Here is a 19,688-nt window from a genome sequence, read left to right as displayed (position 1 = left end):
AACGGCGACAAGGCATAAATATCCTGAATATTGGTCATCCCGCCCGGCACTTGCCCGACGATACAGTCAATGTCAGCCTGGGTCAGATCTACCAGCGGCAACATCTCCGGCGTAAGTGTTGTCGTCGCTGACGTAATCACATTCGGCGGCACTGCCACAGCCCGATATTGCCCTAATGTTTGGGCCAGTTCAGATAACACCGGTGACTGGAACAGGTCACGCACCGCCAGCGTCAGCCCCAGATGACGCAGACGTTCAATCATCCGTACAGCAAGCAGAGAATGGCCGCCCAGCGCGAAGAAGCTATCGTGCCGACTAATCTGTTCTATACCTAGCAACTCACGCCAGATAGCCGCCAATGCGATTTCCGCTTCCCCTTGCGGCGCTTCATAAACCTGACGGGCAAACGCCTCGCCGTCCGGCGCCGGTAGCGCCCGACGATCCAACTTACCATTCGGCGTTAGCGGGAAAGCATCCAACCGCACGAAGGCTGACGGCACCATGTAATCAGGCAACATTTTACTCAGGTGAGCACGTAAACTATTCACCAACCCGTCATCCACCGGCGCGACCACATAAGCAACCAGCCGTTTGTCCTGCCCATCCCCCAGCGCCAGCACCGCCGCCTCACGCACCGCCGGGTGCTCTATCAGACGTGCCTCAATTTCCCCCGGTTCAATGCGGAAACCGCGGATTTTAACCTGCTCATCGTTACGGCCCAGGAATTCCAGGTTGCCGTCCGGCAGGTAGCGGGCTAAATCCCCGGTACGGTACATACGAGCGCCCGGTCGATCACTAAACGGATCCATCAGGAAACCTTCCGCCGTCAAGTCTGGCCGATTCAGGTAGCCACGAGCGACAGCGACGCCCCCAATGTAAAGTTCACCTGTGACACCCATTGGGACAGGTTTCCCGTGAATATCGAGAATATAAATCTGGGTATTGGATATTGGGCGGCCAATCGGTACGTTATCGGCAAAACAGCCCGAGTGATTGACATCAAACACGGTACAACCCACAACGGTTTCAGTTGGGCCATACTCGTTGATGATGCGTGATCCTGGCGATAATGTCCGCCAAAGTGCAATAGTGGAACTGGGCAGCGCCTCTCCACCCACGATAAAGCAGTGGGCCGGACATTTTCGTCCCTCGGTTTTCAATTTCTGCCCCATTGCCGAAAGATGACCGGGAGTAATTTTAACCAGAGCGCCTGATTCCATTGATAACAACGCAGGAAGCAATTCAACCAGCTCCTGCCTGTCACGGAGCAAATGGATCTTGCCGCCGCACAGTAAAGGCAGGTAAAGACTGGTGACCGTGGCATCAAAGGCGATTGATGACGAAACGATACTATTACATTGCCGTTCCGTGAGGTAATCACTCCGCGCCCATAGCAGGTAGTTGCAGACACCACGATGTTCCAGCATCACGCCTTTCGGCGTCCCGGTCGAACCTGAGGTATAAATGACATACGCCAGATGTCGTGAAGTGAGCGCCGGTATCTGCGGGTTGTCGTCCCGCAGGTTGAGCAATGCATTCGGGTCAAGTACCGTGAGTTCCGCCAGCGCCTGCTCACCCAACGCAGCACGTCCGGCTTTATCCGCCAGCAAAATAACCGGAGCGGCATCAGTCAGAATATGTGCCAGACGCTCCCCGGTATAAACCGGGTCCAACGGCACATAAGCACCACCGGCTTTCAGTATTGCCAATATTCCCACCACCATGGCCGGTGAACGCGACACGCAAATCGCCACTCGCTGATCCGGCTCTACGCCCAGCGCAATAAGCTGATGGGCCAACCGGTTAGCCCGGGCATTTAATTCCGCATAACCGAGGGTTTGATCTTCATACACTAATGCTATCGCACCCGGGGTTTGCTCCACTTGTTGTTCAAACAATTGATGAATACACAATGCCTCCGGATATGCGGTTTCCGTCGCGTTCCAGGTTTCCAGCAACAACTTGCGTTCCGTCGGAGACAGAATATCAATTTCTCCAACCGGCTGTTGAGGGTTAGCCGCCATCGCTTGCAGCACCGCGCGGAGATATTCCACCAGCCGTTCTATTGTCGATGGATCAAACAGGGCGGCGGCATAATTCAACGCCCCAACAATCCGGCCCTCCTCTTCTGACAAACCCAGTTCAAGATCAAACTTGACAACATCAACGGCTTGATCGACCGGTGAGACTGCCAGTTTCGGCAGTTCCCAGTCCGTGCTCTCATTGTTCTGCCAGGCAAATACCACCTGGAACAATGGGGTATGCGCCAGTCGGCGCGGCGGTTGCACAATTTCCACCACCTGTTCAAACGGTAAGTCCTGATGCTCCTGAGCCGCCAATGCGGTTTGCCGGACTCGCGCCAGCAACTCAGTCACGGTCAGCTCACCCGATAAATCCATGCGCAATGCCAACGTATTGACAAAGAAGCCAATCAACGGTTCTACTTCCTGACGACTACGGCCGGCACTCGGGGTGCCAATCACCACATCGTCCTGACCTGACAAACGCGACAGAACCACCGCCCAGGCCGACAACAGCGTCATAAATAAGGTGACGCCCCGCTGCCCACTCAGGCGCTTAAGGGCGGTTGTTAACGCCGCATCCAGGTTAATCGGCACGGACTGCCCAACAAACGACTGCTCCGTCGGTCGAGGCCGATCTGTCGGCAAATCCAGCAAGACTGGCGCGTCAGCCAACATTGCCCGCCAATAGTCTGACTGAACCTGAATACGTTCAGCCGATAACCACTGACGCTGCCAGGCGGCGTAATCCGGGTATTGAATCGCCAATGGCGGCAACGGATCGGATTGCCCGGCCATAAACGCCGTATAGAGTGTGTTCAACTCCTGTATCAGCACATTAGCGGACCAGCCATCGGAAATTATATGATGCAAAGTCAGCAAAAACTGATATTCGTCATCGGTGAGCCGGATGAGCGCCGCACGGATAAGCGGGCCGCTTTCAAAGTCAAATGACGCATGGGCTTCCTCTATGCTCAGGCGCTCAAGAACAACATCAGCATCCGGGATCCCGCGTAGATCATATTGCGATAACAGTAAGCCGCTATTCGACGCCAACAACCGCACTTGCGGTTGACCATCAATAGAGACAAAGACAGAGCGTAACGCTTCATGACGGGCAAATAAGGTATCCAGCGCTTTCTGCCAGGCCATGATATCCAATTGCCCACTCAAACGCAGGGCCATCGGGATATGATAAGTTTCACTAACGCCATCAAGCTGCGCCAGGAACCACAAGCGCTGTTGAGCAAATGATAACGGTAATTCTCCTTCACGGGATACCGGCACGATGGCTGGCAGGATAGTATCCGATTGCTCTTTCCTGGCCTGCATGACCTCAGCAAATGCCTTTAACGAAGGGGATTTAAACAACGTAGTCAACGGCAGTTCGATACCGAAAGCAGCTATCCGGTTGATCATCCGTACCGCCAACAGTGAATGCCCCCCCAAGGCAAAGAAATGGTCATGTCGGCTTATCTGCTCAACGCCAAGTAACTCACGCCAGATAGCCGCCAATGCTATTTCCATTTCCCCCTGGGGCGCTTCGTAAACCTGACGGGCAAACGCCTCGCCGTCCGGCGCCGGTAGCGCCCGACGATCCAACTTACCATTCGGCGTTAGCGGGAAAGCATCCAACCGCACAAAAGCTGACGGCACCATGTAGTCAGGCAACATTTTACTCAGGTGAGTACGCAAACTATTCACCAATCCGTCATCCACTGGCGCCGCCACATAGGCCACCAGACGTTTATCTGGCCCATCCCCCAGCGCCAGCACCGCCGCCTCACGCACCCCCGGGTGCTCTATCAGACGAGCCTCAATTTCCCCCGGTTCAATGCGGAAACCACGGATTTTAACCTGCTGGTCGTTGCGGCCCAGGAATTCCAGATTGCCATCCGGCAGGTAGCGGGCTAAATCCCCAGTGCGGTACATGCGGGCATCAGGTTTATCACTAAATGGGTCAGACAGGAAACGTTCAGCGGTCAAGTCAGGTCGGTTGAGGTAGCCACGCGCCACGCTACCTCCACCAATGTACAACTCCCCTATTGCCCCCAACGGCACAGGGTAACCACCGTTATCCAATAAATAAAGACGGATATTATCCAGCGGACGACCGATAGTTGGATAAGGATGCGACGGATCTATACAGGCCAACGTCACCTCCACGGTACATTCTGTCGGGCCGTAGACATTATAGGCCGTCAGTTGCGGCATACCGGCTATCGTCTGCCAGGTTTGTGTGGATATGGATTCCCCCCCAATCAACAGCGTCAACGCTTTTTTATGGTCAGACAACCCCGCCGCCAACAACATCTCTAATTGCATTGGCGTACAGTCCAGCACATCCAGCTCTGTGGCGGCTAAAAACTGCAATAAGGCGGCCCCATCGACTCGCACATCTTGTGGAACAATCACCAGCGTATAGCCATTCAACAGACCCAGTATATGTTGCAATGACGCATCAAATGCCATACTCGCGTTCAGGCTAACCCGGTAAGAGGCAGATGAAGGCGCAAACACCCGCGCTGTCAGCGTGCCATGTAGATTTAAGAGCGAACTATGTTCAACCATCACCCCTTTCGGGGTCCCGGTCGAACCCGAGGTATAAATTACATAGGCCAAATGCCGGGAAGTCAGCTCTGGTATCTGAGGATTACTGTCCGGCTGATCAGGCAAGGTATTCGGATCAAGTACTGCCAGTCTGGTCAGCGTTTCCTCGCCTAATGCAGACCAGCCGGTCTTATCCGCCAGCACCACTGTCGGCGCAGCATCATGCAGAATATGCACCAGACGTTCACCCGGATAAGCGGGGTCCAACGGCACATAGGCTCCACCGGCTTTCAGCACCGCCAACAACGCCACCACCATTGTCGGTGAACGTGACACGCAAATCGCCACTCGTTGATCCGGCTCGACGCCCAGCGCAATAAGCTGATGAGCCAACCGGTTAGCTCGGGCATTTAATTCGGCATAACCGAGGGTTTGATCTTCATACACTAATGCTATCGCATCCGGGGTTTGCTCCACTTGTTGTTCAAACAATTGATGAATACACAATGCCTCCGGATACGCGGTTTCCGTCGCGTTCCAGGTTTCCAGCAACAACTTGCGTTCCGTCGGAGACAGAATATCAATTTCTCCAACCGGCTGTTGAGAGTTAGTCACCATCGCTTGCAGCACCGCGCGGAGATATTCCACCTGCCGTTCCACTGTCGATGGATCAAACAGGGCGGTGGCATAATTCAATGCCCCAACAATCCGGCCCTCCTCTTCTGACAAGCCCAGTTCAAGATCAAACTTGACAACATCAACGGCTTGGTCGACCGGTGAGACTGCCAGCTTCGGCAGTTCCCAGTCCGTGCTCTCATTGTTCTGCCAGACAAACATCACCTGGAACAATGGGGTATGCGCCAGTCGGCGCGGCGGTTGCACGATTTCCACCACCTGCTCAAACGGTAAATCCTGATGCTCCTGAGCCGCTAATGCAGTCTGCCGAACTCGCGCCAGCAACTCAGCCACGTTTAGCTCACCCGATAAATCCATGCGCAATGCCAACGTATTGACAAAGAAGCCAATCAACGGTTCTACTTCCTGACGACTACGGCCGGCACTCGGGGTGCCAATCACCACATCGTCCTGACCTGACAAACGTGACAGAACCACCGCCCAGGCTGACAACAGCGTCATAAATAAGGTGACGCCGTGCTGTTCACTAAGGCGCTTAAGGGCGGTCGTTAACTCAACATCCAGGTTAACCGGCACAGCATCTCCGGCAAACGCCTGCGCCGGCGGACGAGGCCGATCTGTCGGCAGATCCAACAGAACCGGCGCGTCAGACAACATTACACGCCAATAGTCAGACTGAGCCTGAATTCGTTCAGCCGACAGCCACTGACGCTGCCAGGCGGCGTAATCCGGATACTGAATCGCCAGCGGCGGCAACGGATCGGATTGCCCGTCTATAAACGCCGTATAGAGCGTGCTCAACTCCTGTATCAGCACATTAGCGGACCAGCCATCGGAAATAATGTGATGCAAAGTCAGCAAAAACTGATATTCGTCATCGGTGAGCTGGATGAGCGCCGCACGGATAAGCGGGCCGCTTTCAAGGTCAAATGATGCGTGAGCCTCCTCCACGCTTAGACGCTCAAGAACAATATCAGCATCCGGGATCCCGCGTAGATCATATTGCGATAACAGTAAGCCGCTATTCGGCGCCAACAACCGCACCTGTGGTTGACCATCAATAGAGACAAAGACAGAGCGTAACGCTTCATGACGGGCAAATAAGGTATCCAGCGCCTTCTGCCAGGCCATGATATCCAATCGCCCACTCAAACGCAGGGCCATCGGGATATGATAAGTTTCACTAACGCCATCAAGCTGCGCCAGGAACCACAAGCGCTGTTGAGCAAATGATAACGGTAATTCTCCTTCACGGGATACCGGCACGATGGCTGGCAGGGTAATATCCGATTGCCCCTTCCGGACCTGCATGACCTCAGCAAATGCCTTTAACGAAGGGGATTTAAACAGGGTGGTTAATGGCAATTCGATACCCAAAGCGGCTACCCGGTTCATCACCCGCACCGCCAGCAACGAATGACCGCCCAGAGCAAAGAAACTGTCATACCGGCTGATCTGCTCAATCCCCAGAACCTCACGCCAAATCGTCGCCAGCGCCATTTCCATTTCTCCCTGGGGCGCTTCGTAAACCTGACGGGCAACGGCTTCATTGTCCGGCGCCGGTAGCGCTCGGCGATCCAATTTACCGTTCGGCGTTAACGGAAACGCATCCAGACGCACAAAAGCTGACGGCACCATATAATCCGGTAACATGGCACCCAAGTAGGTATGCAGACTATTTACCAGCCCCTCATGGTTTTCCGCCACCACATAGGCCACCAGCCGTTTGTCCTGCCCCTCCCCCTGCGCCAATACCACAGATTCACTCACCGCGGGATGTTCCACCAACCGGAATTCAATTTCGCCCGTTTCAATGCGGAAGCCACGAATTTTAATCTGCTGGTCGTTGCGGCCCAGGAATTCCAGATTGCCGTCCGGCAGGTAGCGGGCTAAATCCCCGGTGCGGTACATGCGGGCATCAGGTTTATCACTAAATGGGTCAGACAGGAAACGTTCAGCCGTCAAGTCAGGGCGATTGAGGTAGCCACGCGCCACACCATCACCGCCAATGTACAACTCCCCTATTGCCCCCAACGGCACAGGGGAACCACCGTTATCCAATAAATAAAGACGGGCATTATCCAGCGGACGACCGATAGTTGGATAAGGATGCGACGGATCTATACAGGCCAACGTCGTGTCCACGGTACATTCTGTCGGGCCGTAGACATTATAGGCCGTCAGTTGCGGCATACCGGCTATCGTCTGCCAGATTTGTGTGGATATGGATTCCCCCCCAATCAACAGCGTCAACGCTTTTTTATGGTCAGACAACCCCGCCGCCAACAACATCTCTAATTGCATTGGCGTACAGTCCAGCACATCCAGCTCTGTGGCGGCTAAAAACTGCAATAAGGCGGCCCCATCGACTCGCACATCTTGTGGAACAATCACCAGCGTATAGCCATTCAACAGACCCAGTATATGTTGCAATGACGCATCAAATGCCATACTCGCGTTCAGGCTAACCCGGTAAGAGGCAGATGAAGGCGCAAACACCCGCGCTGTCAGCGTGCCATGTAGATTTAAGAGCGAACTATGTTCAACCATCACCCCTTTCGGGGTCCCGGTCGAACCCGAGGTATAAATCACATAGGCCAAATGCCGGGAAGTCAGCTCTGGTATCTGAGGATTACTGTCCGGCTGATCAGGCAAGGTATTCGGGTCAAGTACTGCCAGTCTGGCCAGCGTTTCCTCGCCTAATGCAGACCGGCCGGTCTTATCCGCCAGCACCACTGTCGGCGCAGCATCATGCAGGATATGCACCAGACGTTCACCCGGATAAGCGGGGTCCAACGGCACATAGGCACCGCCGGCTTTCAGTATTGCCAATATTCCCACCACCATTGCCGGTGAACGTGACACGCAAATCGCCACTCGTTGATCCGGCTCGACGCCCAGCGCAATAAGCTGATGAGCCAACCGGTTAGCACGGGCATTTAATTCGCCATAACCGAGGGTTTGATCTTCATACACTAATGCTATCGCATCCGGGGTTTGCTCCACTTGTTGTTCAAACAATTGATGAATACACAATGCCTCCGGATACGCGGTTTCCGTCGCGTTCCAGGTTGTTAACAACAAGGTACGCTCCGCTTCCGGCAAAATTGCCAACTGCCGTACCGGCATTTCCGGGGTCTGTTCCAGCGCTGTCGCCAGGCTCTCCAATGCCTGCTGCATATAACCGCATAGATTTGCCGGATCAAACGGCTGCACGACCTGCGCCGTCAGCCCCAGGGATTCGCCAAAATCCTCCACCGCCAGTATTAACGGATAGTTGGTCCGCTCCTGTCCGCCAAGAAATTCAATACCGTTGATAAGTTTATTTGACGTTGCCGACAAAGCATTATGCCGATAGTTCAATAGCGCACTAAAGAGCGGCGTACCGCTGGCAACCCCACTGCAACGTTGAGCCAGCGCCAATGAAGCATGCTCATGCGCCAGTAATCCGGCCAATCGAGTATGGGCGGTCTGTACACTGTCCCGTACTGGGGTCTCATCCATATCCAACCGCAACGGCAAGGTATTGATAAACAGCCCCATGCCATTGTCAGCCCCGTCTCCCGCCGCCATACGCCCAAACAGCACCGTACCGAACACCACGTGATCTTGCCCGCTGGTACGCGCCAACACCTGCGCCCAGGCCAGATGACACAAGGCCGCCAGACTGACCCCCAAACGCCGGGCCTGTCCACGCAGACGGTCATTCAGTTCAGGCGCCAGCATCCTGTGGGATTCCGTCACCTGTGAACCATCACGATGCACCTCCGTCAATCCGAATGGCAGCGTGGGTTCGTCCACCTCCGCCAACATCTCGGTAAAGAAACGGGTATGTTCCTCCTGACTCATGCCCAACCGGGCCTCAGCCACTAAATTACGGAAAGAGACTGGAGAAGTCAGACTCTCCTCCCGTTCGGCAAGATACGCCTTAACCTCACTGTTCATCACATCCAGCGTGGTGTGGTCGCCAATCAGGTGATGCAGCAGTTGCAACACCGCCCAACGACCATCCGTCTCCTGCGCCGCCACAAACCGCAACAATGGCGCTTGATCCAGCTCAATACGATAATGACGGGGATTAAAACGTTGAGCCAGTTGTTCACCAATCGGCCCATCCGCCGGGTCTAAATCCAATTCAGTGACCGATAAAGACGCCTGACGCCAGACGACCTGAGCCGGCACTGACAACTCTTGCCAGATAAAAGCAGTACGCAAAACATCGTGGCGGTCAACAACTTGTTGCACTGCCGCCAGATAACGGTCCAGTAAAGCCCGATCAGCGAAGACCATCTGGCCGACTAACAAATAGGGATCACCTTCGTTTGCCAGTAAGTGGTGGAACAAAATCCCGTCCTGCAACGGCGACAGGGCATAGATATCCTGAATGTTGCTCACTCCGCCCGGCACCTGTCTGACGATGCGGTCAATGTCAGCCTGAGTCAAATCAATCAGCGGCAACATCGCCGGCGTCAGGGCGGTCGTTGCCGGCGTGATGACGTTAGGCGGCACTGTCACAGCCTGATGCTGTCCCAATGTTTTCGCCAGGTCTGACAGCACCGGCGACTGGAACAGATCACGCGCCGTCAGCGACAACCCCAGGTAACGCAGGCGTTCAACCATCCGTATCGCCAGCAGCGAATGACCGCCCAGCACAAAAAAGCTGTCATACCGGCTGATCTGCTCAATCCCCAGCAACTCACGCCAGATAGCCGCCAGCGCGATTTCTGTTTCTCCCTGCGGCGCGGCGTAAACCTGGCGGACAAAGGCGTCATTGTCTGGCGCCGGTAACGCCTGACGATCCAATTTACCGTTCGGCGTCAATGGCAGCGCATCCAGCCACACAAAGGCCGACGGCACCATGTAATCAGGCAACTGAACGCTCAGATGTTCGCGTAAACTGTTAATCAACCCCTCGCTCGCTTCTGCCGCCACATAGGCCACCAGCCGTTTTTCCTGCCCTTCCCCTTGCGCTAATACTACCGATTCACTCACCGCCGGGTGTTCCACCAACCGGGATTCAATTTCCCCCGGTTCAATACGGAAGCCGCGAATTTTCACTTGCTGATCGTTACGGCCCAGAAATTCCAGATTGCCGTCCGGCAAATAACGGGCTAAATCCCCGGTGCGGTACATCCGGGCATCCGACACATCACTAAATGGATCAATCAGGAACCGTTCCGCCGTCAAGTCTGGGCGATTGAGGTAGCCACGCGCCACTCCCGCCCCACCGATATAAATTTCCCCCACGACGCCCAACGGCGCCGGTCGACCATATTCGTCCAGTAAGTAAAGGCAGGTGTTGGCTATCGGACGGCCGATACTTTCAATAATCCGGTCGCCTCGCTGTATCGGCAGCCAGGCAGAATAAGTTGTCGTTTCAGAAGGTCCATAGAGATTACACAGCCGCTGTATTCGCGTTTCTGCGAAAATCTGTTCAATTAAGGCGCCTTTGAGCGGTTCCCCCGCCAGATTGACCGTATGAACCGACGCCATCAGCGCCCGAGCCTGCAATAACGGTTTCATCGCGGACGGGACTGAGTTAATCAAGGTCACCGGCAGGGCCTGCTGCATCAATGACAGCGCGTCATCCACCAGATAAATCGCCGCGCCACGAGATAACGGCATAAAACATTCAAAAATGGACAGGTCGAAATTCATCGACGTTGAGAACAGCACTTCGCGGATCTCTTCCGTCTCAAAGGCCCGCTGCGCCCAGTGCAGGAAGTTAACCGTATTGCGGTGCTCAATCATCACCCCTTTGGGTACCCCCGTGGAGCCGGAGGTATAAATCACATAGGCCAGATGCCGGGAAGTCAGCTCCGGTACCTGTGGATTATAATCCGGTTTATCAGGCAAGGTATCCGGGTTCAGTACTGTCAGTTTGGTCAGCGCTTCCTCACCCAGTGCAACCCTGCCAGCTTCATCTGCCAGCACCACCGCCGGGGCAGCATCGGTCAGAATATGAACCAGACGCGCGCCAGGATAAGACGGATCTAACGGCACATAGGCTCCGCCCGCCTTCATTACCGCCAGCAATCCCACCACCATAGCCGGTGAACGCGCCACACAAATCGCCACCCGTTGGTCAGGTACGACGCCCAGCGCGATAAGCTGATGGGCCAGACGGTTGGCACGGGCATTTAATTCGGCATAACTGAGGGTTTGCTCTTGATACACCAACGCTGTCGCGCCAGGAGTTTGCTCCACCTGTTGTTCAAATAACTGATGAATGCACAACTGGTCAGGGTAGACGGCTTCCGTAGCATTCCAAGTTGTTAACAACAAAGTACGCTCCGCTTCCGGCAGAATTTCCAACTGTCGTACCGGCATTTCCGGGGCCTGTTCCAGCGCTGTCGCCAAGCTCTCCAATGCTTGCTGCATATAGCCGCATAGGCTTTCCGGCTCAAACGGCCGCACGACCTGAGCCGTCAGCCCCAGAGCATCGCCAAAATCCTCCACCGATAGCATTAACGGATAGTTGGTTCGCTCCTGTGCGCCAAGAAACTCAATACCGCTCATCAAATCATCTGACATTGCCGGCAAAGTATTATGCCGATAGTTCAATAAGCTATTAAACAGGGGTATCTCACCCCGTACGCCGCTGCAACGCTGCGCCAGCGCCAGTGACGCGTGTTCATGCGCCAGTAATCCGGCCAATCGGGTATGGGCGGTCTGTACACTCTCCCGTACTGGGGTTTCATCCATATCCAATCGCAACGGCAAGGTATTAATAAACAGCCCCATGCCATTGTCAGCCCCATCTCCCGCCGCCATACGCCCAAATAGCACCGTACCGAACACCACGTGATCTTGTCCGCTGGTACGCGCCAACACCTGTGCCCAGGCCAGATGACACAAGGCCGCCAGACTCACACTCAAACGTCGGGCCTGACTGCGCAAACGGTTATTTAGCTCAGGCGCCAGCATCCGGTGAGATTCAGCCACCTGAGTGCCATCACGATGCACTTCCGTCAACCCGAACGGTAATGTGGGTTCATCTACCTCCGCTAACATGTCAGTAAAGAAACGGGTATGTTCCTCCTGACTCATCCCCAACCGGGCCTGCGCGATCAGATTACGGAAAGGCGCCGGCGCAGGCAGGCTCTCCTCCTGACCTGCCAGATACGCCCGCACTTCACGGTGCATCACTTCCATCGTTTCATGGTCGCCAATCAGGTGATGCAACAGTTGCAACAGAACCCAACGGCCATCAGTTTCTTGCGCCACTACAAAACGTAATAACGGTGCTTCCCTTAAATCAATACGGTGCTGACGCGGATCAAAATGCCGGGTTAACTGGTCACTGACCGGACCATCAACTGGATTCAGTGTTAGTTCCGTCACCGATAAGGCGGCCTGACGCCAGACTACCTGCGCCGGGACTGACAATCCTTGCCAGAGAAAAGCGGTACGCAAAATATCGTGGCGATCAACCACCCGCTGAACCGCGGCCAGATAACGATCCAACAGCGCCCGGTCAGCAAAGGCCATCTGACTGAACAATAGATAGGGATCGCCTTCATTCTCCAGCAAATGGTGGAACAAAATACCATCCTGCAACGGCGACAGGGCATAGATATCCTGAATATTGGCCACCCCGCCCGGCGCCTGCCCGACGATGCAGTCAATATCAGCTTGAGTCAAATCAATCAGCGGCAACATTGCCGGCGTCAACTCTGTGGTTGCTGGCGTAATGACGTTAGGCGGCACTTTCACCGCCTGATCCTGTCCTAATGTTTGCGCCAGATCTGACAGCACCGGCGACTGGAACAGATCACGCGCCGTCAGTGTCAATCCCAAGTGACGCAAGCGTCCAATCATACGTACAGCGAGCAACGAATGACCACCCAAGGCAAAAAAGCTGTCATACCGACTTATCTGCTCAATGCCCAATAATTCACGCCAAATCGCCGCCAGCGCTATTTCTGTTTCTCCCCGAGGCTCAGCGTAAACCTGACGGGCAACAATTTCATTGTCCGGCGCCGGTAACGCCCGATGATCCAACTTACCGTTTGGCGTCAACGGAAACGCATCCAGCCGCACAAAGGCCGCTGGCACCATATAGTCAGGTAAAATAGCGCTCAGGTGAGTATGCAAGCTGTCCGCCAGCCCGTCATCCGCTGATTCCACCACATAGGCCACCAGCCGTTTATTCTGACCTTCCCCCTGTACCAACACCGCCACTTCACGCACCGTTGGATGCTCGGCTAACCGGGCCTCAATTTCTTTTGGTTCAATGCGAAAACCGCGGATTTTAACCTGCTGATCATTACGGCCCAAGAACTCCAGATTGCCGTCCGGCAGATAACGCGCCAAATCTCCGGTGCGGTACATACGGGCATCCGGGTTATCACTGAACGGATCGACAAGGAAACACTCGGCGGTCAATTCAGGACGATTAAGGTAACCATAGGCCACCCCATCTCCACCCACATAAATCTCTCCGACCACCCCCAGCGGCGCCGGCTGACCATAGGCATCCAACAGATAAACCCGCGTGTTGGCTACCGGTCGGCCAATCGGGATGTTGGTCGCTCCCGGCGCGACTGCATTGATACGGTAGGTGGTCGTGAAGGTGGTGCCCTCACTCGGTCCATAGCCATTTAATAGCTGCTGTGGCGGACTGGTGTTCAGTACCCGACCGATAACATGCGGATCAAGGGCATCTCCGCCGACAATCAGCAGCTTTATCTGCGGTAAAACCGGGGACAATTCTTCTGCTAGCTGGTTAAACAATCCAACACTCAACCACAGAACAGTAATTCGCTGAACTTGTAAAACCTGTACAAACTCTAGCGGCGTCAGCAAAGTGGCGTGATCAACAACCACTAACGCGCCGCCATTCAGCAACGGCGCCCACACTTCAAACGTGCTGGCATCGAAAGCCGGGTTAGCGGCAAAGGCCACCCGATCATCGGGTTCAATTTCAGCATAGCCGTTGTTAATCACCAGCCGGACCACCGCACGATGCGGCACCAACACCCCTTTAGGTATCCCGGTAGAACCGGAGGTGTACATGATATACGCTAACTCAGTGCTGGCACGCGGTAAATCAAGGTTAAGGCGATCTCGCTCGTTGTCTGTATCTGTCTCATCCGAGAGACGAAACAGCGGCACAGCCAGATCCGCCGGAATGTCCGCCTGTGTATCGGTAAGCAGCAATCTGGCGGAGCAATCATTTATCAGCCAGTTTTTCCGCTCATCCGGCACATTGGGATCTATCGGCACGTAAACAGCGCCGGCTTTGAGAATCGCCAATTGCGCCACTACCAGTTCCATTGAGCGAGCTAGCAAGAGCGCGACATGATCACCGGGACACACCCCTTGTTTGATTAGCTGACGAGCCAGCCGGTTAGCGCGGGCATTTAATTCGGCATAACTGAGGGTCTGATCTTCATACACTAATGCTGTCGCGTCAGGCGTTTTCTCCACCTGTTGTTCAAACAACTGATGGATACATAACTGATCAGGATAGGCGGTTGCCGTGGCGTTCCAATTTTTTAACAGCAACGTCTGTTCCGCTTCCGGCAGAATTTCCAATTCCCGAACAGCCATATCCGGGGCTTGCTCAAGGGCCTCCACCAGACTCTCCAGCGTCTGTTGCATATAGCCGCAGACCCGTTCCGATTCAAACGGTTGCACGACCTGAGCCGTCAGCCCCAGTGCATCGCCAAAATCCTCCACCGACAGCACTAACGGGTAGTTGGTCCGTTCTTGGACGCCAAGGAATTCAATACCGCCAATCAGTTCATCTGACGTTGCCGATAAGGCATTATGCCGGTAGTTCAACAGGGCGCTAAAGAGCGGCGTACCGCTGGCGACCCCACTGCAACGCTGAGCCAGCGCCAATGACGCATGCTCATGCGCCAGTAATCCGGCGAGTTGGGTATGAGCAATCTGTACACTCTCCCGTACCGGGGTTTCATCGATATCCAACCGCAATGGCAAGGTATTAATAAACAGCCCCATACCATTGTCGGCGCCATCCGCTGCCTGCATACGCCCAAACAGTACGGTGCCAAACACGACTTGCTCCTGACCACTGGTACGCGATAACACCCGCGCCCAAGCCAAATGGCACAACGCCGCCAGACTGACGCCCAAACGCCGAGCCTGACCGCGCAAACGGGTATTCAACTCAGGCGCCAACATCCGGTGAGATTCCGTCACCTGTGAACCATCACGATGCACCTCTGTCAAGCCGAATGGCAGCGTCGGTTCATCCACTTCCGCCAGCATCTCGGTAAAGAAGCGGGTATGTTCCTCCTGACTCACCCCCAGCCGGGCCTGAGCCGCCAGATTGCGGAAAGGCACCGGTACAGGCAGGCTCTCCTCCTGACCTGTTAGATATGCCTGAACTTCGCGGTGCATCACTTCCATTGTTTCATGGTCGCCAATCAGGTGATGCAGCAATTGCAGAAGAATCCAACGGCCATCGGTTTCTTGCGCCACGACAAAACGTAATAGCGGCGCTTCACTCAGGTCGAGACGATGCTGACGGGGATCAAAGCGCTGGATTAACTGCTCTCTGACCGGACCATCAACCGGGTTTAATGTCAGTTCAGTCACCGATAAAGTGGCCTCACGCCAGACCACTTGCGCCGGGACTGACAATCCTTGCCAGATAAAAGCGGTACGTAAGATATCGTGGCGATCAACCACCCGTCGCACCACCGCCAGATAACGATCCAACAGCGCCCGATCAGCAAAAGCCATCTGCCCCGTCAACAGATAGGGATCACCTTCTTTTGCCAGTAAATGGTGGAACAAAATACCATCCTGCAACGGCGACAGGGCGTAAATATCCTGAATATTCGCGATCCCGCCCGGCACCTGCCCGACGATGCGGTCAATGTCAGCCTGAGTCAAATCAATCAGCGGCAACATCGCCGGCGTCAGCGCCGTAGTTGCTGGCGTAATGACGTTAGGCGGTATTATCACCGCCTGATGCTGTCCCAATGTTTGCGCCAGGTCTGACAGCACCGGCGACTGGAACAGATCACGCGCCGTCAGCGTCAATCCCAAGTGACGCAGCCGTTCAACCACCCGTATCGCAAGTAGTGAATGACCACCCAGAGCAAAAAAGCTGTCATATCGGCTTACCTGCTCAATCCCCAGTAATTCGCGCCAAATCGCCGCCAGCGCTATTTCTGTTTCTCCCTGAGGCGCTTCGTAAATCTGACGGGCAAAAGCTTCACTATCAGGCGCCGGTAGTGCGCGACGATCCAATTTACCGTTCGGCGTCAATGGAAAAGCATCCAGCCGCACAAAGGCTGACGGCACCATATAGTCAGGCAAAATAGCTTGCAGATGAGCACGCAGACTGTTCACCAATCCATCATGGGCTTCCGCCGCCACATAAGCCACCAGCCGTTTATCCTGCCCTTCTCCCCGAGCCAACACCGCCGCCTCACGCACCGTTGGGTGCTCTGCTAACCGGGCTTCAATTTCCCCCAGTTCAACGCGGAAGCCGCGGATTTTAACCTGCTGATCGTTTCGGCCCAGGAACTCCAGATTGCCGTCCGGCAGATAACGCGCCAAATCCCCGGTGCGGTACAGGCGAGCATCCGGGTTATCACTAAACGGATCGGTAAGGAAACGCTCGGCGGTCAATTCAGGCCGGTTAAGATAACCACAAGCCACCCCATCTCCACCCACATAAATCTCTCCGACCACCCCCAGCGGCACCGGCTGACCATAGGCATCCAACAGATAAACCCGCGTGTTGGCTACCGGTCGACCGATCGGGATATTGGTCGCTCCCGGCGCGACTGCATTGATTCGGTATGTTGCCGTAAAGGTGGTGCCTTCACTTGGCCCGTAGCCATTTAATAGCTGTCGCGGCGGACTAGTGTTCAGTACCTGACCGATAACATGGGGATCAAGGGCGTCTCCGCCGACAATCAGCAGCTTTATCTGCGGCAAAACCGGGGACAGTTCCGCTGCCAGACGGTTAAACAACCCGACACTCAACCACAGAACCGTCATTCGCTGAATCTGTAAAGCTTCTACAAACGCTTGCGGCGTCAGCAAAGTGGCGTGATCAACCACCACTAATGCGCCGCCATTCAGCAACGGCGCCCAAACTTCAAACGTGCTGGCATCGAAAGCTGGGTTAGCGGCAAAGGCCACCCGGTCATCCGGTCCGATTTCAGCATAGCCATTATTGATAACCAACCGGACCACCGCGCGATGCGGCGCCAACACCCCTTTCGGAGTTCCGGTAGAACCGGAGGTGTACATAATATACGCTAACTCGGTGCTGGAACGCGGTAAGTCAAGGTTAAGATGATCTTCCTCGCGGCCCGTATCTGTCTCATCCGAGAGACGAAACAGCGGCACAGTCAGATCCGCAGGAATATCCACCTGTGTATCAGTGAGCAGTAATCTGGCGGAACAATCACTTATCAGCCAGTTTTTCCGCTCATCCGGCACACTGGGATCAATCGGCACATAAACGGCTCCGGCTTTGAGAATCGCTAACTGCGTCACTACCAGTTCCATCGAGCGCTCTAGCAGAAACGCGACATGATCACCGGGACACACTCCTTGTTCGATAAGTTGACGAGCTAACCGATTGGCGCGGGCATTCAGTTCCATATAACTGAAAGTGTTATCTCCCGCTATCAGTGCTATTGCCTCCGGGTTTTTCTCCACCTGTTGTTCAAACAACTGATGAATGCATAACGCCTCTGGATACGCGGTTGCAGTAGCGTTCCAGGTTTCCAGCAACAACTTACGTTCAGTCTCAGGCAATAAATTAAGCTGCCCAACAGGGATTTCATCACTCGCCCTTTTTGATGACGCCAGCACCTGCAAATGTTCACTCATCCGCCGAATAACTTCCTGGCTCAGGCGATTTTCATCATAGACCCAGCGGAAACCACCCTGCGCATTGATCTGCAACGTCAGCAATTCGCCGGATACCGCCTGATCACACGATTTGTCATCCTGTATCACAGAAACGGCGATCTGCCACGGCCGGCTTGTTCTTAATTCTGGGATAGCCCGCAGTGAAGGAGAACGGGAAAGAAGATCACGACTAAATGTGCGGTGCCGCGCCAATCGAACAAACTCGTTATCCATCCAGTCAGCCACCACAGACCACGGCTTATCAAACGCCGCCTCAACAACCATCGGCGCCACCGATGACAATCCAGTCAATATATCTGGTTTATATTTTGCCTCGTCCACACACCAGCCGATTTGGAATTCAGTCTGCTGAGTCAAACGCGCAAGGTAGATAACGAATACCTGCAACAGTGTCTGTAATGGGTCTTCTCCAGCATTCGGCAGTGGAGGCTGCCAAGGGCTGATTTCCCATCGGGGTTCCGCCTGTTTTCCAATCATTTCAAAAGGCAACTGGAGTGGTTGCAACGAGGCAAGACGCTTATGCCAAAATGATTCACTAGGCGCGAGTGTTTGAAGGGTATCTTTTACATTCCGCGCTTGTTGCGAGGAGAGTAAAGGAAGCTGTTTGCCCGGTCTAAGTTCCGCTATCTCGGCAAGCTCTCTGGCAGACAACAAATGACCTTCCAGGGTGGCGAATCCCCCAATCCGCACATCCTCACTGCCGGTCGTCACCTGCCAGGCATCCTCCTCCACACTAATCAACGTACCGGGTATCCCCTCAGAGCGCGTGTCCAACCGCTGGAGCCAGGAAATCTGTACCGGGCCATGCCTCAGCAACAGTTTCGGGCAACCCAATGGGTTTAAATAATTCTCCCCAAAATCTAATGCTCGCACTAAAGCTGACAGGACTTCTCCCGACTGCTCCCAACACAAATATCCTCCCCAATCGGGACGACGCGACTGAGCATAAAAACTCCGTTGCGAGAGATCCTGAGGATAAGTCACCAGTGCATCGCGCCCCAGATTTTTCAGTAGTTCAACAAATCCTTCCTGAGCCGCCTGATAACATTTCAGATTCAACGAGAAAGCATTATCCTGTTCCTCAATCGATACCGGCCATTGCACGGCGATATCGCCGGTATCCACACCGCTTTCAATACAGTGCCAGGAAATAGCGTAATGTGTTTCCCGAGCTAACAGCGCCCAAGAGGTTGCATGGCTGCCCGCATAACGCGGCAGGGGACTATTATGATAATTAAAAGCCCCGCCACGAACTTGTTCAATAAGCGACCCCGGCAGGATAATTGGGTTGACGATTGAGAAAAGCCAATCGACAGGCTGTGACGTGATTTGTTCTTGTAATGCATCAACCGAGTTCACACAAGGAATCCCTTGCTGGGCAGCCCACGTTTGTAGAACAGTATCAGTAGGTAGCACTGCTTGTATGGTATGCCCAGCCGCCAGAATTTGCTCGGCGCAAAACACCGCAAGAGTCGTTCCCCCCACCACAACGCATATTCGTGATGGAACCGATGTATCATACGTATTATGAGTTATATTTTCACATGATATCTGAGAGAGAGCCTGGTCTTTAAGAACATTTCCCGCTGTAGCAATGTTACCTTTCAT

The 19,688-nt window shown here is 54.4% G+C and carries 1 protein-coding gene (only partly in view); it reads right to left on the bottom strand.

The window, feature by feature from the left end; all coding sequences use genetic code 11:
- A protein-coding gene (locus EAE92_RS18400; RefSeq protein WP_214069131.1) for a non-ribosomal peptide synthase/polyketide synthase crosses the window boundary here: on the bottom strand, positions 1 to 19,688 show its 5' portion. Its footprint begins 16,705 nt before the window's first position; 19,688 of the gene's 36,393 nt are visible here — the first part of the coding sequence; its start codon is at positions 19,686 to 19,688; the stop codon falls past the left edge of the window.

It is taken from the genome of Photorhabdus hainanensis (assembly GCF_018448965.1).
In the GTDB taxonomy this organism is placed as follows: Bacteria; Pseudomonadota; Gammaproteobacteria; order Enterobacterales; family Enterobacteriaceae; genus Photorhabdus; species Photorhabdus akhurstii.
Note: the sequence above shows the minus strand (reverse complement) of the source record. Positions and strands in the feature narration are given on the sequence as shown.